18 protein-coding genes and 2 pseudogenes are annotated in these 24,281 nt (G+C 67.2%); 5 read left to right on the top strand and 15 right to left on the bottom strand.

Annotated features, from left to right (window positions below; all coding sequences use genetic code 11):
• Positions 1–166 precede the first annotated feature (166 nt).
• Complete coding sequence (locus KME79_RS24485) at positions 167–424, top strand: hypothetical protein (protein ID WP_219546513.1); 258 nt, start codon at positions 167–169, stop codon at positions 422–424.
• Positions 425–841: 417 nt separating this feature from the next.
• On the opposite strand, the gene KME79_RS24480 is transcribed toward KME79_RS24485, so the two are convergent.
• On the bottom strand, positions 842–2,053 hold the full coding sequence (locus tag KME79_RS24480; protein WP_219546512.1) for a hypothetical protein: 1,212 nt from the start codon (positions 2,051–2,053) through the stop codon (positions 842–844).
• 88 nt (positions 2,054–2,141) lie between these two features.
• On the opposite strand from KME79_RS24480, the pseudogene KME79_RS47480 reads away from it, so the two are divergent.
• The 3 genes and pseudogenes from KME79_RS47480 to KME79_RS24470 form a co-directional block, all read left to right on the top strand.
• Positions 2,142–2,198, top strand: a pseudogene (locus KME79_RS47480) (hypothetical protein); the annotation flags it as partial.
• Between the two features lie 67 nt (positions 2,199–2,265).
• Entirely contained in the window at positions 2,266–2,631 is a 366-nt protein-coding gene (locus KME79_RS24475; protein WP_246640341.1) for a magnesium chelatase subunit ChlI family protein, read from the top strand.
• 178 nt (positions 2,632–2,809) lie between these two features.
• Positions 2,810–2,965 (top strand): hypothetical protein, encoded by a 156-nt coding sequence (locus KME79_RS24470; protein WP_219546511.1) that lies wholly within the window; start codon positions 2,810–2,812, stop codon positions 2,963–2,965.
• Positions 2,966–3,333: 368 nt separating this feature from the next.
• Here the strand turns inward: KME79_RS24470 and istB are convergent, their stop codons facing one another.
• From istB to KME79_RS24425, 10 genes and pseudogenes are all read right to left on the bottom strand, one after another.
• Complete coding sequence (gene istB, locus KME79_RS24465) at positions 3,334–4,170, bottom strand: IS21-like element helper ATPase IstB (RefSeq protein ID WP_219546510.1); 837 nt, start codon at positions 4,168–4,170, stop codon at positions 3,334–3,336.
• Complete coding sequence (gene istA, locus KME79_RS24460; RefSeq protein ID WP_219546509.1) at positions 4,170–5,393, bottom strand: IS21 family transposase; 1,224 nt, start codon at positions 5,391–5,393, stop codon at positions 4,170–4,172. Before istA ends, istB begins: the two co-directional genes overlap by 1 nt.
• Before the next feature lie 144 nt (positions 5,394–5,537).
• A complete protein-coding gene (locus KME79_RS24455; protein WP_219546508.1) occupies positions 5,538–8,438 on the bottom strand; it encodes an NACHT domain-containing protein in 2,901 nt (966 codons plus the stop codon).
• 648 nt (positions 8,439–9,086) lie between these two features.
• Positions 9,087–9,329, bottom strand: a pseudogene (locus KME79_RS45240) (type I-E CRISPR-associated endonuclease Cas1e); the annotation flags it as partial.
• Between the two features lie 2 nt (positions 9,330–9,331).
• On the bottom strand, positions 9,332–10,021 hold the full coding sequence (gene cas6e, locus KME79_RS24450; protein WP_219546507.1) for a type I-E CRISPR-associated protein Cas6/Cse3/CasE: 690 nt from the start codon (positions 10,019–10,021) through the stop codon (positions 9,332–9,334).
• Positions 10,021–10,722, bottom strand: a complete 702-nt coding sequence (cas5e, locus tag KME79_RS24445; RefSeq protein ID WP_219546506.1) for a type I-E CRISPR-associated protein Cas5/CasD — start codon at positions 10,720–10,722, stop codon at positions 10,021–10,023. The genes cas6e and cas5e overlap by 1 nt, the downstream gene beginning before the upstream one ends.
• On the bottom strand, positions 10,719–11,906 hold the full coding sequence (gene cas7e / locus KME79_RS24440; protein ID WP_219546505.1) for a type I-E CRISPR-associated protein Cas7/Cse4/CasC: 1,188 nt from the start codon (positions 11,904–11,906) through the stop codon (positions 10,719–10,721). The genes cas5e and cas7e overlap by 4 nt, the downstream gene beginning before the upstream one ends.
• The gene (gene casA / locus KME79_RS24435; RefSeq protein ID WP_308249033.1) at positions 11,906–14,323 is read right to left on the bottom strand and encodes a type I-E CRISPR-associated protein Cse1/CasA; all 2,418 of its coding nucleotides are present in this window, start codon (positions 14,321–14,323) and stop codon (positions 11,906–11,908) included. The genes cas7e and casA overlap by 1 nt, the downstream gene beginning before the upstream one ends.
• 753 nt (positions 14,324–15,076) lie before the next feature.
• Positions 15,077–19,084: a MobF family relaxase gene (gene mobF / locus KME79_RS24430; protein ID WP_219546504.1), complete on the bottom strand. Its 4,008-nt coding sequence runs from the start codon at positions 19,082–19,084 to the stop codon at positions 15,077–15,079.
• A 255-nt stretch (positions 19,085–19,339) separates the two neighbouring features.
• Entirely contained in the window at positions 19,340–19,555 is a 216-nt protein-coding gene (locus KME79_RS24425) for a hypothetical protein (RefSeq protein WP_219546503.1), read from the bottom strand.
• A gap of 1,041 nt (positions 19,556–20,596) precedes the next feature.
• On the opposite strand from KME79_RS24425, the gene KME79_RS24420 reads away from it, so the two are divergent.
• Positions 20,597–21,037 carry a hypothetical protein gene (locus KME79_RS24420; protein ID WP_219546502.1) on the top strand — a complete coding sequence of 147 codons (441 nt, stop codon included), beginning with the start codon at positions 20,597–20,599 and terminating at the stop codon, positions 21,035–21,037.
• 82 nt (positions 21,038–21,119) lie between these two features.
• Here the strand turns inward: KME79_RS24420 and KME79_RS24415 are convergent, their stop codons facing one another.
• The 4 genes from KME79_RS24415 to KME79_RS24400 form a co-directional block, all read right to left on the bottom strand.
• Positions 21,120–21,713: a hypothetical protein gene (locus KME79_RS24415; RefSeq protein ID WP_219546501.1), complete on the bottom strand. Its 594-nt coding sequence runs from the start codon at positions 21,711–21,713 to the stop codon at positions 21,120–21,122.
• A 407-nt stretch (positions 21,714–22,120) separates the two neighbouring features.
• Positions 22,121–22,753 carry a vWA domain-containing protein gene (locus KME79_RS24410; protein WP_219546500.1) on the bottom strand — a complete coding sequence of 211 codons (633 nt, stop codon included), beginning with the start codon at positions 22,751–22,753 and terminating at the stop codon, positions 22,121–22,123.
• 206 nt (positions 22,754–22,959) lie between these two features.
• The gene (locus KME79_RS24405; RefSeq protein WP_219546499.1) at positions 22,960–23,568 is read right to left on the bottom strand and encodes a hypothetical protein; all 609 of its coding nucleotides are present in this window, start codon (positions 23,566–23,568) and stop codon (positions 22,960–22,962) included.
• A 344-nt stretch (positions 23,569–23,912) separates the two neighbouring features.
• Positions 23,913–24,260 (bottom strand): hypothetical protein, encoded by a 348-nt coding sequence (locus tag KME79_RS24400; RefSeq protein ID WP_219546498.1) that lies wholly within the window; start codon positions 24,258–24,260, stop codon positions 23,913–23,915.
• Positions 24,261–24,281 lie beyond the last annotated feature (21 nt).

Below are 24,281 nucleotides of genomic sequence, written 5' to 3'. Positions count from 1 at the left end.
CCGAGTTCCTCAATGCCTAACCCGACCATCCGCGCGTGCGCGGGGAGCACAAGCTCCCACTCAATCTATAGGTCGAGTTCGTGGGACCATCCCCGCGTGCGCGGGGAGCACCCGGGTGGCGAGGTGCGGCAGGTCGATGGGTCGGTGGTGACGCCGAGATCGACCGATGACCGGCTTCGGCCGCCTGGATGGCGAGGGCCAGCCCGGCGACGAACTCGGCACAGGCCCGCTAGTGACCGGCAGCTCGCTGACCGGCAGCGTGGTGGTAGGCGATGTGATCCAGATCCAGGGCGTGGGCGGGACCTTGGCGATCACGTTCAGGGGGCCGGTGTACCGCGTGGAGGCGTTCCCGCCGCCGCGGGACAGGCCGAGAGTGGAGCAGGCGCGCGCAGCCCTCCCAGCTGTTGCTGGCCCCGAGATATGAGGTGGTGCCGTTCATCGGTCGTGAGGTTTTGCTGTAGGAGTTGGTTTTCCAGCGCCAGGCGCTGGAAAACAGCCTTCGCAAGTTCGAGATCACGAGCAAGCTGGGCGCAGCTTGTTCAGCCAGGTGTTGGTGGCGCCGCTGGTCATAGCGCGGCCGGCGTGCTTGCGGGCCACGACGGTGGCCAGGGTTAACATTTACTGCGCCGCCCGCGGCCGCCAGGACGGCTCGGCGGCCGGCCGCGTCTTGCCCTGCCCGCCCGGCCCGTGAACCAGCCGCACCGATACAGGCTCTTCCGACCCGCTCATCCAGCCTGTCACGAAGCCTGCGCGAACAGGCGTCAGCTAGAGGAACAGTGGTTCCGCTGCAGCACCTTTGAGATGCAGAAGGGCCCCCGTGCAGGACCCTCGTAGCTGTCTCCTATGCGGCAGGGGGATCCCCGTCGGTCAGCTCGGCAGGTGGTACCACTACGGTCACTCCGTAATAGCTCCCTGCTGCTGGAATGACGGCTTCTTCCGAGAGGGAACGCGCGCACTCGTCCAGGGCAACAAGAACAGCTGAGGGATCGGTCACGCTGACCTGGTGACGTTCCAAAAACGCAAGCTGGCGCTGAGTCAGCGTCCGCACGGACACTTTCCCGCCGTCTTTAAGGATCAAGACAGAACCGACCAGCAAGACTCCCTGCTCGGTTCCTTCAAGCGCCTGGAGCAGGTTGGCAACCGCCTCGGCCTGCTTGCTGTCGTTGTCGGCCTGCTGGCTATGAATAGTGGCCAGTTCGACCCCACGCCGGATCTCTTCAGCTATCTCCTTGGCTGGTGCCGACGTGAACAGGTTGATAGCAGCCATCCTGAACCGGCGAAAGAATGACCCGCGCAGCGGGACGGAATCAGGGGTCAGGGTCCAGCCGAAGGCCTCGGTCAGCTCGACCAGCGCCTTCTGCACGGCAGGAGCGGCCTCGGTGTTACTTAGATAAATGGCCGCGACCTGGCTCTCTGGCTTGTCGCTGTTTGCGGAGCGCAGGGCGTCCGCCTGAGTACGGATGGCGTTGCGAAGCACCAGCTGTATGGTCTCGTGACTCGTGATGATTTCTGGCGTCTTGTCAAGATCAAGGCTTTCGGCGGCGTGGACGATCTTCAAAGTGACCGGCCACCGTGAGCAGGAGTCGAGTTCAACTCTCGATGCAGCTATCGAGGATTTGACGTGCACGATGCTGAAGCGAAAAGCAGTACGGTCAACAACGTCCCCGAAGCTCGAAGAGCGCAGAAGCTCCTCAACCCTCTCAGCGATGGCGAGTAGGTGTTCGCTAGACGACACTATGGGGACGATATCCACGTCTGCATCTGCCGGAAATGTCACGGTGGCATTCCGCCGCCGAAGCCATGCCGTCAGTTCGGAGCTGAAAAGCCCTAGCTTCTCGCGGTCGACGACTACGTCGGCTACCTGCGACATGTCCCTAAGCACTGTCTGAGCCGCTGTCATGCCGGCGATGAAGAGATGCGCCTTCCAGCGGGTGTCCTGGAGCCAGTGGAGTAGGTCCTGCGACAGGTCTTCGGTGGCGTCCTCAACCATGACGAGAACGTCAGCCGAGTCGTCGCAGTGCGAGTTCTTACGATCCACGAGGTCCTCGCTCAAGTGAGTGCATGCCGCCTATGACCGCAAACATAGCCCCTCACCGGGCTCTCTACTCAGTCAATGAACACTCTGAAAGCTCGTCCATAACCTGGCGGCTAACCCGTGTCCCTGCGCCCGACCTCAAGACAAGGGCGGCGACTGCGCGTGCTCGCCCACCACCCGGCGCCGCTACCTGGGCAGGCTCTCCGGTCCCCCTGCTCGACCGCATCGACATGAAGGTCACGGTTGCCCGGTCTTCCCGGCGCGAGCTCATGGCCAACCGGCAGTTCGTCGAGACCAGCGAGACCGTGGCCGGGCGCGTTCTCGCGACCCGTTCGCGCGCCGCCGAACGCCTCGTCGGAACCCCGTGGCGGACCATCGCCGAGATCCCCTCCGCGGCCCTGCACTCCCGGTTCCGGCCGTCCGACGCCGCCATGAAACCCATGACGAACTGCCTCGACTCCAGCTCCCTGAGCGCCCGCGGCCTCGACCGGGTCGTCCGCGTCGCCTGGACGCTCGCTGACCTGGCGGGCAAACCCCGCCCCGACGAGAACGAGACCTCGGCCGCGCTGGCCCTCTGGCTCGGCCTCCATCCATGACAGCCACCCGCCACGAGAGGAATCACCATGAGCACCCCCGACCATGAGGCGAGAGCCGCTCTCATGCGCCGCCGACGCTTCTCCTGTTTTCTGCAGGTCCCGTCGTACGTCTCATTTTGGCGACAACAGAACAGAACTGGTTCATTACTCAGAGTCATATCCGTACGCTCTCGACCCCGTGGAACAGGTGCTGTACAGCAGCCGCGGCTGGGAGAACTGGGACGTCGAGCACAAGCCGGCGCTGCCCGAGGGGATGCCGATCCTCATCGACTCCGACCTGCGCTTCGAGGACGGCCCGGCGGTACCTCGTCCGACCATCGTGCTGAACCGGTGACTGCGGGAACTGCCGATCAACGGCTGCCCCGCGCCGGACTCGTGGGCTGTCTATGCACAGGTGTTGCGGGCCTGGGTGGTGTTCTTGTCCCAGCATGGTGTCGAGGTGTTCGACACGCGGACGCGGTTGAAGATGGCGTTGGGCGCGCGCGCCGGGACACACCAGGGACTCCACGAAACCGGAGCGGTTCAGGCTGCGTCTGGCGGGTACGCCGGACGCCAGAAACCCGCTGGCCGGGATGCGTAATTCGGCCCGCTGCCCGCAGGCCGCGCACCACCCCGTCTGGCAGGACCGCGCCGATGTCAACGACGGCCGAATTCTGACCCCCTGACGACGGTTGAATCTTGACCCCCTGACGTTGTCGTTGGCTACTGCTCGTGCTCGGATCGGGCTGATGGGACCCGGCCCAGATCCCGGTTCTTCAGCCGGTAGCTGTCTCCCTTCAGCGAAATCACCTCAGCGTGATGGACGAGTCGGTCGATCATGGCAGCGGCGACCACATCGTCGCCGAATACCTCGCCCCAGCGGCCGAAGGGCTTGTTGCTGGTGACGATCAGCGAGGCCCGCTCGTAGCGACTAGAGACCAGCTGGAAGAACAGGTTGGCGGCCTCGGGCTCGAACGGGATGTAACCCACCTCGTCCACGATCAGGACCGGGATGCGGACCAGCTTGACCAACTCGTCCTGGAGTTTGCCGGCGGCGTGCGTGTCGGCCAGGCGGGCCACCCACTCAGCCGCGGTGGCGAAGGCGACCCGATGGCCGGCCTGGCAGGCGCGGATGCCCAACCCTATGGACAGATGCGTCTTGCCGGTGCCGGGCGGGCCGAGGAAGACCACGTTCTCCCGGGCGGTGACGAAGTCCAGCGTGCTCAGATGGGCGATGGCCTCGCGTTTGAGCGAGCGCTGGTGGTCGTAGTCGAACTCCTCCAGCGCCTTGCGGGCGGGGAAACGCGCGGCGCGGATGCGGGCCTCGCCGCCGTGGGAGTCGCGAGCGGCCACCTCGCGTTGCAGGCAGGCGGCCAAGAACTCCTCATGCGTCCAGGACTCGGCGCGGGCCCGTTCGGCGAGCCGTTCGACAGCGGCGGCCAGCGACGGGGCCTTCAGCGCGCGGGTCAGATAGGCCAGCTCGGCGGCGACGTTGCGGCCGCTCGCGACTGCCGTCGACGCGGTCGCGGTGGCGCTGGTGCCGGTGGCTCGTGCGGCCATCACGCCACCGTCTCGATGCCGAGCAGGGAGTCGTAGTCGCTGAGCCGGCGTTGTTCCACCTCGGTGTCCACCGGCGGGGCCACGGCCTGCAGCCGGGCTGAGCGCAGCGCCGCCGCAGCCTGGGCGTGAGCAGGGTCGGTGAGCGTCTGGTGGACGTCCCAGCAGCGCTCGTGCCGGGCCACCACCTGCCCCGCGCAGGTCACTGTGACGTGTTCCAGGTCGGCGACGACCTCGACCAGGCGGCCGATCGCGGACGGGTGGACGGAGTAGTCGTTGGAGGCGATGCGCACGTAGTGATCACGCGTCAGCCGGGTCGCGCTGCGCCAGCCCACGATCGGCGGCACCGGCGGCAACGCGACCATCGCCGCCCGGTCCGCGCCGATCCGATCAGCCGGGCGGCAGTCCAGGCGCCGGTGATGGCGGTGGTTGGCGCGCTGCAGCCACCCCTCCAGCTGGGTGTTGAAGTCGTGGGGGCCGGTGAAGGCGCGGCCCGGCAGGAAGGAAGTCTCCAGATAGCCGTTGGCCCGCTCCACCAGGCCTTTGGCTTCTGGATCGGCCGGGCGGCACTGCAGGATGCGGGCGCCGAGGGTGCCGCGGAAGGCCTCGGCGTCCTGAGTGAGCTGCGCCCGGCCGCCCTTCCACCCGCCGATGGCGCCCTCGTTGTCCCACACCAGCGTCTTGGGGGTGGCGCCGAGCAGGGACAGCAGTGCCCATATCCCGGCGAACAGATCCCCGGCCGCGCGCGAGGGCAGCATCCGGGCCAGCAGCCAGCGTGAGTAGCCGCAGACCAGGACCAGCACCGGCAGGCTCATCCCCCGGTCCGGGCCGACCGGGATACGCGCCGGCGGGAACCACAGATCGCACTGCGCGAGTTCGCCCGGCTGGTAGCTGGTCCGCGAAGCCGGATCGAGCGGCCGGTATTCGGGCCGGATCTGCCGGATGCGGTCCTTGAGCACGGTCATCGATCGCTGCCAGCCGATCCGTTCGGCGATCACGGTCGCGGGCATGTCCGGCCACTGCTGCAGCAGTTGGCGGATCTGCGGTTCCACCGCGTCCACGATCGACTTCTTACCCGGCCGTTGATATTTCGGCGGCTCCTCGGCCGCCAACGCCCGCCGCACCGTGTTCCTGGCGATGCCCAGATGCCGCGCGATCGCTTTGATCGGCATGCCCTCGGCCCGGTGCAACCGGCGGATCTCTGCCCAGTCCTCCACCTTGATCACCCTCCAGAGTGAACTGCAAGGGGGGTCAGATTTCGGCCGTCGCCTGGGGGTCAGTATTCACGCGTCGTCGACAGCCGACACCCTGAAGGCGGTCAGTCGAGCTGCGGTCAGAGCCCGATGGGTCGTACACGGCTTGTCAGACCGTCAGGGTATCTGGCGATCACCCCCCGAAGGTCTGAGCGCCGCCTGCCCGCTGGGGGTTGTCGCGCGAACCTCGTCCATGATCGTCTCAACAGTGCCCATGATAGTAGATGCCGATCCTGACATAGTCTTCACCCGGTGCACCAACTCCCTGGAAATCTCGCGAGAAAGCCCTGAAAGGTGGCCCACCATGACTTTCACCAGCGGATCCGAATACACGCCACACTCTTTGATCGCGGCTGTGTAGGTGACGACCATCTGCGCAAGAGTGGCTGTTTTCGGCAGCATCAACACGTCCATGAGACTATGCAACGCGTCACCGAAGGCCTCGGCTCGTGCTCCTTCCGGCGACAGCATAGGTCCCACGGCTTGAACCAGCGTGTTCACATCGGCATGGAAAGAGAAAACTGCCTCATCTCGCATCCACAACACGTCGCCCTCCCAAAGAATCTTGCGGGGAGGACCGAACCTGACTGGGGCATTGGATCTCTCACTCATCGACGCGATCTTCAGGTCAATGCTCATTGACTCAGAATCGACGAGAATCGTGTCGACGAGGCTTCTCCAGGCTTCCGCGGTGCACTGTGAGCGCCACAGGAGCGCGTAACGCTGCCACTCCGTGATCGTGTCCTCACGTCCCGGCATCACGGCGCTCAGACGGGTTTCTCCCGCGCAGATAAGTGCGATCAGCGCCAAGTTGGCCGAGTAGTATGCATATCTCCGCTGCGGGCCAGCGGTTGCCGGCCGGTATTCCAGATAGGAATTGTCTTCCCGCATGTCCAGTCGGCGGAACAGCCGCACAGATAGCACCTGCCACCAAGCCTTATCGCCCCTTTCCGCCATCTCCTTCAGAAACGACAGAACAGGAGTGCGGGTGGAAAGCAACGCCCATGACAGTAGTGCCCGCATCAGCCCGTCATCGATATCTCTGAGGATCAGGGACTTCTCCTGCGCCAGCAGTTCGTGAAGCAGAGACGCCAGTAATCTGGCGATGAGAAATTCTCCGAACGTGGCATGCAGGAACTCGAACGTCTGTAGTTTTTGTTTATCAACGGTAGCCCGCGCCTCATGCACAAAGAAAAATTTGCCTGGTGTCAGGTCACCTGCGGTCAGCGGTACCGCAAATTCTGCTTCCTGTTCTGTCTTTCTTGCCAGCCCAAGCCCTTTGAGGTCCTGGTCGAACTCCTCCGCGGTGGTCCACTGCCGACCCCGGTTGAACATGGAGAACGCCACACAGGATAATTGCTGCATCTCCTGCTCGACGTGCACAAGCACCCGGTCTTCAGGGTAAGACTTTTTTAGCTCCCGCTCTATGAACTTGCGGATAAGCAGCTCATATAGATCTACCTGCTTCAGCTGGGCAATCGTCCGCAGCGCGTTCCCATCGGCGTCGAAGAGCGCCAGCATGAGCAACAACAGGGGTTGCTCGGCAAGATGCCGCTGCGCCTTGGCGGTCTCCGAAGCCAGCGGCTGCAACCCACGGTCGCGGAAGTAGGCGGCGTTATTGCTGTTCCACACATCCAGCCAGCCGTCGATCTGCTCATCGTCGAACGGCTCCAGCCGGACCACCACCGTACCGGCCGGGAAGGCCGCCCGATGCGCCACCGCCGTCCGCGAGGTGACGATAAAGGCGACAGCACGCCCGGCATCCAGCTCCCGTTGCTGAAAGCGGGCCACCTTCTCCAGATAGTCGCTCTGGTGCACTCCCGTAGCCTGCAAAAGCTCGTCAAACCCATCGAGCAGCACGATCCGCAGGACGCCTTCCGCCCCCCGGGCCAGCGCCGGCCATTCCAGTCGCTCCCCGCTTAGATGGTAGACGGCCTGTTCGATCTGCTGTTGAAGGTCTTTCTCAGCCGCAACTTCGCGTAGCGGCACTCTGATAGGAAGGAACGACTCCTCCGGGAGCAAGGCAGAAAGCACCTTGGTGAGTACGGATTTCCCCGCCCCAGGCTGGCCGAGCACGACGAGCGGGAGCCTCATGGCCATTCCCTTGGTCAGGTGACCGGCCAGAAAGTCCGGCAGATCCCGCCGTACCTCGCAGCTCTCGAATGCCGATTCTGAATTCGGATCACCGATGGCCGGCATCTCGGCCACACGGAAAGACGGCGTGATGTAGGCCTCTTGGAGCGTGGGCAGCCGCATCCCCTCTGGCGCATCCCCCGTTTCAGCGATCGGCCGGTCAAGGGCGGCGCGATGAAGCCGCGAGATGGTCTCCAGCTGAACGGGTAACGCCTGTCCCGTCAGTCCCGGCGTCAGGAGCCGCCGTAAATTCGTCAGCTGTCGCCGAGTGGCCTGATGGTCAGTCATCCTGGCCCAAAGGGCGAACTCGGGAACCTCCACCGCGAGCTGCCGAAACCGATCCTCATACAGCTTCATAGCCGTCATGTGGAGCGACTGTTGGCACGTGGCGTGAACTCGTTCCCACTCATACGTAGAGAGATGGTCGTACAGCCGGAGCCCGCTGAGGAAGTCCAGCATTCTCTTGCTGTAGGCGTGATATATCTCCTGGATGCGATAGAGATTCCGCTCAAACGGCCATTGCGGGGCCGGACACGGCACATCCTCCGCGTCCAGTACCTGCTCCTGCTCCGTCTTACTGAGCCCGAGGCGCTTGAGGTCGGACAGAGGAAGCCGCTGGTGCAGGGCTTCTAGGAAGGCAGTGACCACCAGAATGGTGTGAGCGGCCTCCAGCCGCTCAGTGCGGCTGGACCACTTCTGCCCGACACGCCACTCCCGCCACCGCCCGAGCAGGTCGTTCCCGACCTTGATCAGCTCGCCCTTAGCATCGATCAGGTCCCACATCCCCAGTGTCCCGGCTCCGAGCACCGTCTCCAGAACTTTAAGGGTCGGATCTTGCCCACCAAGCAGCCGCACCGCATCGCTGTATCGATAACCCCGCGCCATGCCGGGAATATTAGTAGCTCGTATCCCACGGCACGGCTTTTCTCGTCGCCCGCCAGCTCAGGGTCTTCGGCTTCCGCGCGACCGCTCAAGCTTTACACGCTGCTGCACGACGTGGTGCCGCGCGGAGCTGGCTCGCCAGCAGAACACCTACAACCAGCCCCCCTACACCAGCTTCCATCTGGGCTTTTACTTCGACTGGGCTGAGCTGGCCCGGTTTTGGATCCCGCTGGCGGTGCCATCGCACTGGTGAAGATCGGGAGCATGTCGGCAGGACTGTCCGATACCACCGCCCAGGCGCGCTCGCACAGAGGTCTTGCGCCCATCTCGCTGGTGTCCCACCGACCTGGGAGGCCGACCTGCGGTTTTGCTCGAACTGCGCCCGGGCCCGCGGTAATGCGCGGCGCGTCTCCGCGCCGGAGAACCATCAGGGCATGGTCTGCCGCGGTGCGCCGCCGGGTGATCGCCACGGGCGGCTTCCTGCCGACCGGGCACAGCCTCGTGGGACCATCCCCACGTGCGCGGGGAGCACGTTCTGGGGGTGAGCGTTGCCCGCCAAGGTCCGGGACCATCCCCACGTGCGCGGGAGCACGCAAGCCCCGGTACCGTGTCGTCCAGGTGCGGGGACCATCCCCGGGTGCGCGGGGAGCACACTCGACGACCTGCAGCGCCCAGCAGGCTCATGGCCTGGTGAGTGACTCGCGTGCCGGGACCGAGCAACAGGGTGCCGATCGTGGCGGCCGGGATGTGGGTCACGCCCTGAGCGTCCTCGGCCGTTATGGCGTTGTCTTCCCGGTGCAGGACGCAGCGTTCCAGGTAGACGAAGGAGATGCGGTCGCCCATGCGGGTGAGTTCGCGTGGTGACGACGCCCTCCGTTGTCCGACCGTGGCCACCGCTACGCCTCTGCCAAGGTCATGAGGCCGCAGCCGTACGCTTTGCCCCGGCCGAGCCCTCGGGTGAGGGTACGGCTGAACGCTTCCGGGTCGGTGACCTCCAGGCGACCGTCGAAGGTGACCGTGAGCAGGGTGATCGGCTTGTCGTTGCCGCGCTTTTTGAACGTGAGCTGACGCCGGTCGTGGATGACCAGTTCGTGGGTGTCGAGGCCAGGTATGAGCTGGTGCTCCGGTGGCTTTCCGATCACCTTGAAGCCGGCGTGCTCTTGTCGTTGCAGCAGCCAGTCGATCTGGTGCTTCTGGCTGACGTGGGCGGTGCGCTTGGTGGGTTCTTCGGCCTTGCGGCGGATGCTGTGCACCGGGTTGGCGGTCAGCCGGAAGGCCCATCGGTTGCCCTTGGCGAGCCGGGACAGCAGCGCCTGGTAGTCGTAGGTTTGCCAGCGCCCGGTTTCCGGCCAGCCGGCCTGCTCCACGAGGTGGGTGAGGTCGGGTTTGTCGGGGCCGACGATGTAGAGGCAGGTCTCGGCCTTACTGTTGCGGTCGATCCGCCACAGCACCCGAGGTCCCTCTTCGTTCGCGGGTGGGATTTCGGCGAAGGAAGACATCACGGCGGCGTGCAGGGCCTGCGGCGAGGACAGCAGCTTGCGCGCGCCCACGCGGGCGGTGTTGAGGCGAAACCGTGTCAAGTACATCAGGCACCTTCCAGCAGGGAGGTGGGGTCGTGGGCAGGCAGGGCGGCCGGGTTGGGCACGCTCACCAGGATGCGGCGCACGCCCCTCAGCGCGTAGCGACGGTGCAGGGGATCGAAGCTGAGCGGCTGGTCGCGCAGGCTGTCGCCGCCGCCTTCGGCCGGTGTGGCCTCGATGAGGATTTCCAGATCGATCTGCTGGTCGTGACGGCGGCGACGCTGGTGCCAGGATGCGGCCTGCCAGGGCACGTCCCGGAGAGCTTGTTCGAGAGTGTGTTCGTGGTCGACGCGCAGTTCTACCGGGCGTGCCGGAGGGCAGGAGCGGCGTCCGAGGTAAGGCAGGAACGCCGGGCAGCGCAGCGCGGCCTGCAGGTCGTCGATGAGTCCCGCGTCGCCTTCCACGCCGGCGACGAAGACGGCGTCGGCGAGGTAGTAGCGGTCGGAGATCGGCTGAGCGTCCCCGGTGACGAAGTGGTGGGCTGTCTGGAAGTCGCGTAGCAGCACTCCGCGCTGATCGGCGCGCACGCCGAATCGCAGCGCCGCCAGGTCGGCGAGGTCATCGGTGCGTTGCCGTCCCAGGGCCGCCGCCAGCAGGCCGATCACGCCGCTCTTAGTGGGCGCCGCCTCGGTGGAACGCCGGGAGAACCGCGAGGACGCTCCCCACGACTGCAAGGGGCCGGCGAGCTGCATCAGCAGGACGCTCATCCCTGGCCCTGCCTCCCGGCGATCTCCTCGCCGACGGCCGCCACGAGCTCCGGGAGCGACACTTCGATCCCGAGCTCGGACAGGGCCTGGGTGTTCTTGCCTACCCTCATGACCCAGGTCGGTGCGTCGTTCGCGACCCCGTACACCTGCTCGACCTCGGACAGATAGGAGGCCAGGGCCTGGGCGGCGTGGCGCACGTGCCCGCCGGTCTCAGGCTCCGCGCGGCAGGGCTCTTCGAACGCCGCCACGGCGTTGATCGGGCGCGACGATCGCACCTTCACCACGACCGCGTCGGGCAGTGTGTGGTTGCCGAAGGTGTTGACCTTCCCGGTGGGAAGGGACGTGATGAAGCTCTGGACAAAGGCTGCTGCGGCCCGGCGCACCGGCTCGGTGACGGGTTCGTCGTCGCGCAGGCCCTTGCCGAGGTTCTTGCGCAGGAGATCGACGTCGACCGCGGCGTACCGGTAGAGAGTGGCCGAGTTGAACTCGACGGTGCCGATCATGCCCGCGCCCAGGTCGTCGGTGTCCCTGTTCTTGTAGTCGTCGACAGCGGTGTAGTAATCGGACTCGATGTCGGCCTGGTGGACGCTGATGGCATGCGCCACCTGGGCCGCCGCGTCGACGTTGATGTCGGCGCCGTCGGCGACCATGCGGCCAAACAGCGCGATATCTACCGAGTGCCTGGTGTTGGCAATCTGCCTGGCCTCCTCTTTGACCGCCTTGTCCTTGTAGAAGTCCTTGCCGGCGCCGCGCGCCTTGATCGCCAGCGCGGCCAGGCCGTCCAGCTGGTTGGCGCTGAAGAACATCAAGTACTTGGACTCGGGAGCAGGCGGCCCCTCGGCGTTCGCCTTGGCCCGCTTGGGCGGCTCGATCTTCGACCCCGTGGCCACCTGGATCGCCTCGGCGGCCAGTGCCCACGCTTCGGGCTTCTCGACGGACTCGTCGATCTTCCTGATTCGCTCGGTCAGCAACTCGGCAACCTTGCGGGTGCGAACCCCAAGGTCGGACGGGTCCAGCATGTCGTGGAAGCGCTGCCTGGCGGCCCGCTTCCACGCCTGGCTGGAAACCCTGGCGCGGCGGACGCCACCATAGACCGCGGTCTTCGGTGTCCCGGTGTCGTCGCGGTTCAGGCAACTCGGCGGGACGGTCTGCAGCACGTGCAGTTCGAGGATGGTTCGGGCCACTAGGGCTTCCTCCTCGGAGGGGTGACGTTGTCGGTGCCGGTTCCTGCGGCCGCGGTCCCTAGGCGGTAAAGGTGGAAGCCGCGACCCCAGCGCTGTCGTACACAGCGCATCCCATCGGGGTACTGCGCGAGGTAGAGCTGCTGCGCCAGAATGACGTAGTCCAACGGGATGGAGCCTCTGCGCAGCAACATAACGATCTCGCGCAGCCGGTTGGCGAGAGCACCCCGGGTAATAGCGGTGCCTACGCGGACGAAGCGACGCCGGATCGACTCGTCGAGGCTGTCGGCCGGCATCAAGCGACGAACCGCCTCCCCCAGCTCCGTTCCGGCTTGGTGCATCCCCTTATCGAGCCGGGATTGCTGGTGAAGCGCGTACAGGGTTACGGCCAGGAAGAGGGCGGCTTCGGCTCTGACCGCCTCGTTCTGCGAGAGGTACCGGTCTTCGTACAATCGCTCGGTACCGCACATGCCCCAGAGGTTGGGTACCTCTTGCGGCAGCTTGCCCGCACCACGACGCAGGTGGGCGAGAGTTCCCACGGCCCAGCTCTCGCCGCGGAGGTAGCCCTGCTGCAACTCGCTGATGTAGGCACCGGCGACACCACCTACGAGATCGATGGTTCGACCGTGACCGTCGGAGGATGTCGTGGTTATGGTGCCTCCCCTGCCTGTCTGGGATTGACCGCTTGATTGCGCTGTTTCGGAGATGGCGGTGCCGCCGGCCGCCGGAAGCGCCACACGCAACCGTGAACGGAATGTCCAATCGGCCCAGGACGAATTGAGCCAGAAGGGGCGCCCCGCCACCTCCATGACACGTCCGTCCCAAGCGTCGTCACCCGCTGACCGCAGAAGTTCGTCCGCGAGGCGGCTGAGGAGGCGATGAGCATCTCTCTGCCAAGCAGCCCGTCGTTCGTGCGGATCATTCAGAGGGCTGATACGAGCCAACCAGTCCCGGAACCCTGCATCCAGCGTACTGAAGCCAGAAGATCGCGCGGCTTCCCTGGCCGGATCAACCTCAGCTCCTGCGGCTCGGGCCAGGTCCGCCGCGAAGTCAGCCAGAACCGTAACCGCGTTCTCGGCGTCGTCGACGGCATCCACAGCAACCTGCCCCAGACCCCGGTCACGCTCGTACAGCAGCACCAACGGCATCGCCACCCGGTCGTCAATGATCTCGTTGAACACGGATTGCTGGGTACCATACTCCGCACCGACAAGGCGGGTGTGGATCAGGAGGTCCAGCGGAAGACGGTCTTCTACTGCTAGGCGGGCGACCCAGTCGAGAATCCGGGGTCGGACGATTGAAGCGGCTTCCTTGCGCTGCTCTGCTCCCGGGGCGCGGCCAGCGATCAGAACACCGAGGCCGCGCCAGGCACTGCGGCAGCGGTTGTGTTCGCGCGGCATGTAGACCTCTGGGAGACCGAGCTTCTTCTCTTGAGTCTCGCTGCGCCGCCACCCGGTCATAGGCTCCTGTTGGTGCATGTTCGGCGCGTCGAGCGGATCTCCGTAGGAGAGGATCGCCCCGAAGACGCCCCCAGTGTCGAAAGCCAACCGCACACGACGCGACTGCCACGTATACAGATCGCGAATCCCGGTCGGCCGTTGTGCCAGTTCTAGTTCATCGGTCTTCCCGGGGCCAGTCGGCGGACGTCGCCAGGCGGGACAGTCGCGCTTAACTTCCATACGCAAGTTACCGGTGTCGAAAGCAATCAGGTTGAGCAGCAGCGTCTGCCGCAGGTTCGCACCCTCTATCAGGACGCCACCCAATCGGCCCGCCCAGGCAACACCTTGCGGGTACGCCTTGCCGCCTTTGACGAGCGGGTCACCCACCACTCCGGTCTTGATGCCAGAGGTGTCAAAGGCGTGAGCGTGCACCACCCAACGAGCTGCTTCGGCGAAGCTCAGCCGGTCGACGCCGCGGACGCGCATAGTGAAGAACGGCTGCCCGTTGGGGACGTCGGCTACCAGCCGGTCCAAGGACGTCATGTCGCCCCTAGTGGTCTGCAGGCCGGGGGTCTGGAAGAACGGCTGATCGGGGTCCAACAGGTTGAAACGCTCATGGTGCTGATCCAGGTAGGCGTGGATGCGTTGGGTAGGCAGCCCCGTGTCCCAGAGTTCCTGCCACTCATCCAAGTCTTCTGGACCTTCGATCGCATCGTGCACGATCGCCAGCAGGACTCTCAACAGCGCAAACTCCTGCGTGGGGACATCGCCGACCAGACGATCCAACTCGTCGGCCCGAGTGAAGATCTCCCGCAAGGAGACCTCCTCATGGCCGTCCTGGTGCTGAACTGGTAGCCACCGCTCGCGCGTCAGATCGAAGGACGGTGCGACGGAGCCAATGGGCACGAGCCACCTCCAAGCCGTCAGCAGGGGTGTAGTGCAGGTCGAAGCCTGCCAACCAAGATCCGGACATAGAAGCATCAATTACCCAGGAGTTCACTGAGGATCTTTCAGTGAACTCCTGGGTGATCCCCGCATGCGCGAGGAGCACTTTCAACGCGCCGCTTCCCGTGGGAACATCCCCGCAGAGATAGGGAGCACATCGCGACGCGAGGCGTCGGACCATCCACATGATCCGCCGACCGGTCCGAGGTCACCGGGACATTCTAAGTACCGCCATTGCCCAGAGCAGCCCAGCACCGGCTGCCGCGCCACTCGCCAGCAGCGTCTGCGGCAGATTTACTCCGGACATGTGTGTCAGTATGCCCGCGGCCGTGCCAACCAGGGCCGCGAACAGCAGCAGCACGAAGGTGACGAGACTGAATGGATTGGGGGTTTCCATAACCACCTCTACTCTCTAGGGTCCCTGCTCCGCTTCCCGTGTTGCTTTTGAATCTGGACCGACATTAGCACGGGCCGCAGGAAGCAGGTGCCCGAGTTCGTCGGAATCTTCCGAAGCTCTTTGCTTGATCAGCTTCGAGCCCGCTCCTCCTGGCGTCCTCGAAACCCATCCTCCATACGGTTACGCTGCTCCGACCCACACACACCAGGGCACAGATCACAGGAAGGTACGCCGCAGCATCTGCCGCTGACCAAGAAAACCGTGTAGTAGTCGGGCTGCCACCGGGCCCATCTCCGCACACAAAAGGGACATCTAGCAAATTCTCCGACTATTGTGACAGATAGCAATAATCAATCCAACTCGCTACTTAGCCTTACATTCCTCCGGGCTGGTTACATATCGTGCCCTCGATCACGGCTCGCTTCTTCGCGGGGCGAACGGGACTTCTCCATCTCCTCACGTTCAACAGGGCCGACACGGGGCTGGTCTGCGTTCCCCCCGGTACGGGCCTGCACGGAGTGCTTTATGCGCACGGCATCTTCGACACTGCGCCGCTCGGGAGACAGTGCCCTGCGCCGGGCGACCTCCTGTTCGACGGCGGCGTGCTCCCGCCGCGACAGCACGCGATCCCCGCGAGCGGCCTGCGCCCGCCGCCCGGCATCGCTCACATCCTGGGCACGAGCGCCACGTTGAGCAGCGGTGAAGTCTCGATGAAGGTCAGCGTTACGGCGCCGTACCAGCGGCCAGGTGACCTCCGGTGGTGCCTGTTCCGCCGCCTCCTGGGCAGCCTGCCGCAGCTCGGGCATCCTCTCGGCGAGGACGTCACGCCGGTGCTGCGTCCGCTGTTCCGCCACGCCTGCCAGCTCGGTCTCCAGCTCGCGGCGGCGTGCCCGTTGCCACGGCCGCAGCGTGCCGAGTTCGCCGGCGAGGTCGTGCTCACGCTGACGGAGCTCATCGAACCGGCGGCCGTCCGCCACCGCGGCGAGGGCCTGATGCAGCCGCTCGGCGGCCGACGATGCCGCCTCGATCCTGCGGACCTGCTCCGCCAGACGATCGCGCTTGGCGATCAGCCGGCTCTCGACTGGGCCGCCGCCGGCTTCGGCGAACCGCCGCCGGTCCCGCTCGGCGGCCCGGATCTCGGCTTCCGCGACGGCGATCTGCCGGTCCAGTTCGTCCAGACGCGCTTCAAGCTCGCTCTCGGCGAGCAGGCCCACCCCGTACTGCGACTGGACCAACGACAGCGCAGCCGCCGCCCGCCGCACGGCGACCAGCGCCTCACGCTCAGCATCGCGCGGCGGGCCGTCACCAGCCCTCGCAGGGACGTCGTCATCGCGAGACACCTCCCGGTCGGCCTCACGCTCGCGACTGATCCCAGGTTCCCGTCCGCCTGCCTTGCGCGGGGCGACCGGCTCGGGCTCGGGCGACAGGAGCTTGTCGCTGCGGTCGCCTTCCAGGGTGGCGGCGTAGGCTGCCATCGCCCGCTGCAGCTCTTGATCCTTTCCCCTGACCTCGCCGTGACGTGCCCGGTCGGCATCGGTTTCCAGCAGTTCCAGCGGCAGGTACAAGCGGGCGGTGGCGCGGTCGCGGGCCATCGCCGAATACAGCGTGTGCGGGTCCAGGCCCATGCCGTAGATCAGCGCATGCTCAGCCGTCAGCCCCTGAGCGGCGGCCACCGTCATCGCGGTCCCGTAGGACAGGCCGCCCTCGGCGATGAACCGCCGGCTGATCCACTCGGTGGCCAGCGTGGGCCCGTCCGGGCCGGCCTGGCGCCACTCGACCTGGACCCGGTCGCGCACGTCGATGGCCACCACCCGGCCGCGGTAACCGTTGAGCACGTTGAGTTCGCCCTCGCCGCGTCGGGCCCGGTAGTCGTTGCGCCGTACGCGGACGTGATCCCCGACCGCCAGAGCGATGCTGCGGCCGCCGGCGATCCGGTAGGTGCGCTCCGGCCCGGTGATCTCGCCGAGCTCGCGCCGCAGGGCCCGGGACGTCAGGTTGAGCCGCTCGACGGCTTCGTTGGTGCCGGCCAGGACGAGCACGTCGGCGAGTTCGTCGTACACCGCCTCGCGGTCGCCGGTGCGATAGGGCTGCCTGGCGTCCGCCCAGTCGGCGATCAGCCGGGCCATGGTGTCGTCGGCGCCGCGCCCGGAACGCACCCGGTCACCCTGGCTCCACACATGCAGAGCCTCACCCCGCTGATGGGCCCGCCACAGCTCCAGCGCTTTGCGTTCCAGCGGGTCCCGCTGGCGGCGGTTGTGCCGCAGGGTCAGCCCACGGATCTGGCGGTGCACCGCGCCGAAGCCGCCGCCGACGCCGACCGCGCGCAGTTGCAGCGGGTCGCCCACGAGCACGACCTTGGTGCCCCTGCGTTCGGCCTCCCGCAGCAGCGCCGCCAGCTCACGATCGTCGACCATCGCGGCCTCGTCGACCACCAGCACATCCACCCCGCGCAGCCCTCGCCGGTCCGGATCGCGGATGCGGCGCAGCCAGCCGGCGATGGTATGGGAGGCGATGCCGGATTCGGCGCTCAGGTTGGCGGCCGCCACAGCGGCGGTGGCCGCGCCGCGCACCACCAGACCGCGCACCTCGAACGCGGTCTTGACGGCCGCCATGAGCGTGGTCTTGCCTGCGCCGGCCACCCCGGTGATCGCCTCCACACCGTGCCCAGTCATCAGCACCCGCTCCACAGCGGCGCGCTGCTCGCCGGAGAGCTCCACGGCGTTGCCGACCTCAAAGGCGTCGATGGCCATGCGTACCGTCTCGGCGTCGAGCACGGCCACGCCGCTGTCGTACCTGCTCCGTACACTGGCAAGGATCGCGTTCTCGGCCTCCAGCACGTCGCGGGAGGTGAACCGCTCCGCGTTGCTCAGGTGGCTCGCCCCGGATTCCGGTAGTTCCACGGCGGGGGCGTGCCGCAGGACCTCGTCGGTGAGCGCCTCGGCCTCGGCTACGCCGGCCACTCCGTCGGGCAGCGCGTCGATGACCGCGGCCAGCACATCGGCGCGGGTCACCACCTTGCGATGCGCGGTCAGCCCTCCTCCGGCGCGCCAGATCCAGGCGGCGATCTGCTCCGCGCTCGGCCGCGGCGGCAGCTCACCGCCCTGTCGACAGGTTCGTACCAGGGTGTCCGCGTCGATGCCCTCGGCTGCGAGCTGGCGGCGCCAGTCCGCCCGCAGGTCGACCTCGTCGGTGTCGTCCTGTTTGCGCTGGCGGCTTTCCGCGGAAGCCACCTTGCGGGCCTGGCGCGAGGCCTCGTCGTAGGGCTTGCCGAGCCGGGCCAGCAATGCCTTGACCTGCCCGTCCCGCTTGGAGAACAGGACGCGTACCTGCTCGGGGATGGACGCGATCTCCCACGCGCCGGTGTGCGGGTCCCGGATCCAGGAGATGCCGTACCGCTCGGTCAGCACGCGGCGGATGCGGGCCTTAAGCAGGGCGTCGGCGGCGTGCGCGTGCCGGTGGATGTCCCGACCGCCGGAAGCGATCGCCGACCACCGGCCGTCGCCGCGGCCGCGCACCATGTTGGCGATAGTCACGTGGGCGTGCAGGTGCGGGTCGGGTGCCGCGCCGTCCACCGGCCGGGCGGTACGGTGCCACATCACCCATCCGAGCAGCCCGGTCGACTCCTCCCGATCGGCTACCTGGCCGTCGCCCTGGTGGCCGCGCAGACCGTAGGCGGCCCAGCCCTCCACCGCGCCCACCGTCTCGACCACGGCGTCGGCGAACACCGTCTCGAGCTCGGCGGCGAACTCTCTTCCGGCCAGCCCGTACAGCACCGACAGGCTCTTGGTGACGTCCAGGGTCAGGTCGTAGCCGCGGTTGCCGACGCGTACCCGGGACTTGCACCACCGGCGCGCGACAGCCAGTTCGTCGGCTGTGTACGCCTCCCCCACGTCGACGCCGGCGGCGCGGGCGACCTGCTCGATCTCGGTGACCGTCATGAGATGGGCCTCGCCCTGGCGAGCGATGCCGCGCGCCATGCGGGCCACGCGCCTGGCCACCGCGGGCCGGTCGGATAACCGCTCCTGCACCGTGGTGCCCTGCTCGGCCGCGGCCGCTTCCAACGCCGCCAGGAGCGGTGCGGCAGGCAGCTTGGCGCGGGGGTCGACCTCGTGCTTGGCGGGCACCAGAACCTTGCCACTCCAGGGATGCACGCCGTTCATCAGCGCGCGGGCCGTGGCGTACTGGTCGGGGGTGAGCGGGGTCCGCGGGATGATGCCGAACTCGTGCAGGCCCTGGCCGATCCACATCAGTCCGCGTTCGTCGGCCAGCCGGTAGGTGGGCTGCTCGTGCGGTTGCTGGGGCGTTCCCTGGGCCTGCCCGTCATCGCGGTGCGCGCCGCATCCGGCGCCGTCCTGCAGCCGGTACTCCACCTGTTCCATGGAGGGTCCGATCACGCTCACCCAAGCCAAGGTGATCCACCTCCCCTGGCGGCCGGCACGGCTGCGGACCAGGCGCGAACATCGCAGATACCTTGGTCCAAGGACATGATCAGGTTGCGGAGAAGTGAGATAGATCGTCAAGATCATGCTGGTTGCAGGTGGGTTGGCGGCAGGTAAGGATTTCGACGCGGTGTACTCACCTGCGGGATGAGGGATGGGATAGGGGCGCGGATTCCCCGAGATCGTGTGCTTCCGCGCCCCTCGCCAGCATCCCGCTTATCGGTCGGACGGGGTGTGGGTGCCCAGCACGCGCCGCCTGAACCTGCGCGGGGAGGTGGGAGAGGCGGCAGGAACACCACGCCGGTCGTCGCGCTGGATACTGACTACGGCGGCGCCGAACCCGACGAGTACGAGAACGCCGAGGGCAATACCTGCTGCGGCGATGAGAGTGCCCCAATCGAGGGCGATGGTGCGGAGGAAGACGTTGCGCATGGAGGTCTCCTGTCTGCTGAAGGGGCCGCTTGCGTGAGCGGCACCCGCCTTGGGTGTCCCGGCAAGGGCGACTTCGCAGGCGAAGGAGCGAAGGACAACTTGCCCGTCAAGATGTTTTGCGCAGCAAAAGATCTTGAAAGGGGCGGGTTGTCCGCAGTGACGGCCTGCGAGGCTGACCTGGCTCGGGACACCAGCCCGGGGGACGCGGAGATGCCGCCCGCGCGCCAGCGAGCCGCAAACAGACGGCCGTGTTCGAGGCCAAGGCCGGGCTTGGGATGAGCCGAAAGCGCTTGGCCAGACCGCACGGCGCGCACCTCGTCGCGTGCGCCTCAGGGACGAGCTGGTCAGTGGAGAGACTTCCGGCCGGTGCCGACCGTGCGGTCTGGCTCACGCTGAAGGGATGGTTCGGGCCTCGGCGGCGGGAACGGAGGGGGATGGCGGGGTACCGCGCGGAGCGGAGGCGTAACGGAGGCGGAGCGTCAGCGAAGCCTCCGTGAAGCCGACGTGGAGCGCGCCGCGCGCAGGGTCGGCCGCAGGCCGATCGTGAGCGATGCGAGCGCAGCGAGCGCCCTGTGCGCGGAAAGGCTGGCTGCCGCGCCGGCGAGGTACGTCCGGGTCGGCGAGTAGTGACGACGGCGCCCAGCGGGCCGAAGTACGGCGGCGCGCGGTAGAAGCGGCCGGCCTGGAGGGGCGGGCTGTGCTCTGGACTGAGGAGCGATGGAGCGAAGCGACTGAGCGACGAGGGAAGAGCGCAGCCCCAAGCGCCCCGATACTGGCCGGCTGCGGTACGGCGGCCAGCCGGTCCGGATAACCAGTCCCCCCGCCAGGCAGTGGGCTTGCCTGATCGCTCATGGCGCGGCTTCCCCTGTGATTAAGGGTAAGACCTTCTGGCGCATCTGTTCGATAATCAAGTGAGTGAAGCTCAAGCGCTTTGAGATCATGGGCTGGCCGTCCGGGAGAGGACGGGTGGCGCCAGCCGGGCGCCGCCGTGGTCGGCCGCATCCGTGAGCCCTTCGCCCCGTCTGCCTCGAAGGAGATCCCGTGCCCGCCTCCCTGTCCCAGGTACGTCTGCATGCCGACCAGGACGGCCACCGCTACGAGCTGACCCTGACCGTCGACGGTGACCGGCTGCACATCGAGATGCGCGGCAACGATGCCGACGGCCAACTACTCGCCGACTTCAGCACAGCCGAGCCCATCCCGGCGGCCCACCTGCCGGTGCTCGTCCAGCTGCTGGCCGGCGGCCAGGCCGCGCTCGCCGGAAACCGGCGAACACCGACGCTGCAGGAGCGGCGGCACACACACAGCAACTCGCACCGCCCCTGGACCCCCGACGATGACCAGCGGCTCAAGGACCTGGCCGCGGCTCCTGGCACCACCATCCGGGATCTGATGCAGGTCTTCGGCCGCAGCCGCGGCGCCATTCGCTCCCGGTTGGAGAGGCTGGGCGTCGAGCTGGACGCCGACACGGACAAGGGCTGAAGTACCGCCTTCCCGTGTTCGGCGCTGCCCAGGAACGGCGTGGCGGAGCTCGTACCGTCCGCCACGCCGCCCTCGGTTGGCCTTACGCGGTCGTCGTCAGGCCCTCCTGCACTCGCTGCGTGGCCTTGGTCGAGGCGCTGGCGAGGATGTCGGGCAGGTGCTTCTTGACGAGGGTGCGCAGGCGGCGCTCATCGGTGCCGAACCGGCTCGCGACCTCGCGCACCAGCGGCTCGACGTCCGCCAGGTCCGGGGTCGGCTCGGGCAGGACGCCGGCCTCGTCCGCGCGCCTGAACAGGCGCTCGAACTCGCGGCACCACTCCTGCCGCTCGCCGAACTCCTCCATCTCCTCACGGCTCATCGGCAGTGCCTTCAGCACGTCTTCCGCGTGCCGGGGGTAGGCCTGCACCTCCGGATCGGTGAGGAGGAAGCGCACCAGCGGGTCCTCGGAGGCGGCCAGCTTCTGGTACGCCTCGGCCTGCTTGGTCTTGTCCGCCTTCTCCACCTCGCGCAGGGCGGCGTCCCGCTTGTCCTGCGCTTCGAAGTAGGCCGCGACCTGGTCGGGAGACATGGTGTGGTCCCATTCCGGAACCGGATGTGCGCGGTACACACGGTCGGTCTCGATGCGGAGATTCTGGTCGTCGATGGCGTCGAAGAACGCCTTAACCTCGGGCAGCATGATGGAGAGCTCTCCTTCTTCCCGTGCTGATGGATGGGCTGCCGGAGAAGGGGTTGGGGGGGTGAGGGCCCGGGCCGAGGCGGTGGGCTTCCCCTTCCGGCGAAGAGCCGACAGCGGCACGGCGAAGCGACCCGCGATCGTTCGGTTCTGCCTGCTTGAAGAAGTTTTGCGCCAGCAAAAGATCTTCAAGCAGGCAGAACTCGCCCACCGGGATCCGCAGAGCGGGGTGAGAGGACGGTCGCGGGGCGCGCCAAAGTGCCGCAGGCTGCGAAGCCGGAAAGGAGAAGCCCGAAACTGCCCGGATGCCGCACCCCCGGCACCCTGAGAAGGGCTGCCATATCAGCGGCGTGGAGCGGGGGCATGCTGGACGGCCGCTGGTGATCGCGGCCGCCAGCACACCCTGAGGCTCAGTGCCGGGTGGCGGTCCTGTCCTCGTCGGTGAAGCCGTACCGGCCGCTGCGGCTGCCTCGGCGGACCATCTCGCCGGCAGTGGACAGCGCTGTCTGGCTGAGGTCGTGGTCGTAGTGGATGGTGGTCTCCTGCCGGATGCCGAGCATGCCGGCGAGCCTGGTGACGTAGGAGCCCGCGCCCAGCAAGACGAACACCCACTTGCGTTTCTTGGCCTGCAGGTCCTCGATCCAGGCCCGCAGGCGCGGTGCGTCGTAGCGGTGGGAGGAGTTCTCCGCGCCGTCGGTCAGGATGACCGTGATGATCTCCTCGGGGCGTTCCGGCTTGGGCAGTGCCAGTACCAGGTTGCGGGCCCGCTCGATGGTGTCGCCGATCGCGTCGAACAGGGCGGTGGCGGCGCGCGGCTGCAGCCGGATCTCCGGCACCTCCGCCAGTTCCACGTTGCTGAAGACGAGCTCGCCGACGTCGTCGAACTGGTACAGGGTGACGGTGGTGCGGCCGGGCACCTCCCGCTGCGCTTCCAGGAATGCGCGCAGGCCCGCTTCGGTCTGGGCCGTGATCGGGTGCATGGACCCGGAGCGGTCCAGGACGATCTCGATGTGCCGCCAGCGGGCGGCGGTGTCGTCGGTCACCGCGTTCTCCTTCAATGGGCCGGTGCGGCGGGCCGGGGTGGCCCGCGCTTGGGCCGCATCGACCACGGGTTCCAGGCGCGGGGGCCGGCCGCGGCCGGCCGGGCTTTGGTGGCCGCGCCCCCGCGTCGGGGTTCCGTGGTAGGCCCAAGCAAGCGCGGGTCCATCCGGCACGGGACATCCGCCCGGAAGTCAGTCAGCGGCGGAGATCAGGCAGCCTGAGCGTGGCGGCGTAGCTCGGCCAGCGGCAACGGGCGCGTCACGCCGTGCCGCCGTCGCTTGAGGATGGCGACGTCGCCGAGTTCGGCGCGCAGCCGGCTCTCTTCGTGCTCGGCGCGCAGGAAGCGGTCGGGATGCGTGCGCAGGTGGTGCAGCCATTGCCGCTGACCGGAGGGCGGCTCGACCATCGGGAAGCGCACCCCCCACGGTGCCCAGCCCCGCTGGATGCCGGGGATGCGGCGTTTTTCGGACCAGTCGATGCCGACGTACACGATGGTGGTCCGCAGGTCGGCGTGGGCGGTGAGCCAGTCGCGGCAGGGCTTCTGCTTCAGCCAGTACGAGCAGGGGGCGATCCTGGCGTTGCCCAGGAAGCGGACGTCGGCGAACACCTCGAACGGGGTGCGGCCGTCGCAGACTACGGTGAGGTCCACGCCGAGCTGGGCGGTGGCATCCCGGTTGAACCGGTACAGGTCGTCGTCCTCGACAAGGGTGTCGGCGAACAGCAAGGTCAGCCGGTCGGTCCCGTGCTCGGCCGCGACGCGCTGAGCGGCCGCCCAGCTGCCGATGCCACCGGAGAACTGGACCACGTGGCGCATCATGCGAGCTCTTCTGGCAACGGCCTCCGGGGCCAGGACACGAGCTTGCCCTGCGCGATGGCCTGCCGACACAGCAGGACACAAGCGGGGCACAGGGCTTCGCGCTGTACGAGGGGATCGCCGCGCCGGGCCGGATTGCCGTCGGGGTCGACGGGGTGCCGGTGGCTTGGTGGATCAGGACAGACACGGCGTTGTCGGGATCGACGAGGAGCGGCCGCACGCCGCACCGGCAGCATTCGGTGATCAAAAGCATGTGCCCCTCGAACGGGAGGGGCTCGTGCTCGCCGGGGTCGCTCACGGACATGCGGGATCGGCCTCCTTCGGCGTACGGGCACGATTTCGGCAGGTCACAGGTCCGCCCACCCGTCGGGCGTACGCCGGATGTGACGGATCTCGTTGACGGCGCGGACTTTGAGCAGCGCTCCCCCTTCCCGGACGGCCAGCACGACGGCGGGGCCGCGGCCCGGCACGGAGAGGATCTCCCCGCAAGCCGTGGAATGGCCGGTAGCCGGCGTTGGGGCGTTGCCGAGCACGGAGGCGAGCTCACGCTCGTCGATGTCGTCGCTGAGCAGGCGAGCCAGCTCGGCGATGACATGCAGAAGAGCGGGGCGCAGATCCGCGCCCGGGTCGTTGAGCACGGTGCCGACGAAGTTCAGCAGGTCCGTCAGGTCCGCGCACGTCGAGGTGGACATCATCGGGGAACGTCCTCCACAAGG

This window comes from Nonomuraea harbinensis, assembly GCF_019396385.1.
Classification (GTDB): domain Bacteria; phylum Actinomycetota; class Actinomycetes; order Streptosporangiales; family Streptosporangiaceae; genus Nonomuraea; species Nonomuraea ferruginea.
This window is presented reverse-complemented; position numbering and strand designations above follow the sequence as displayed.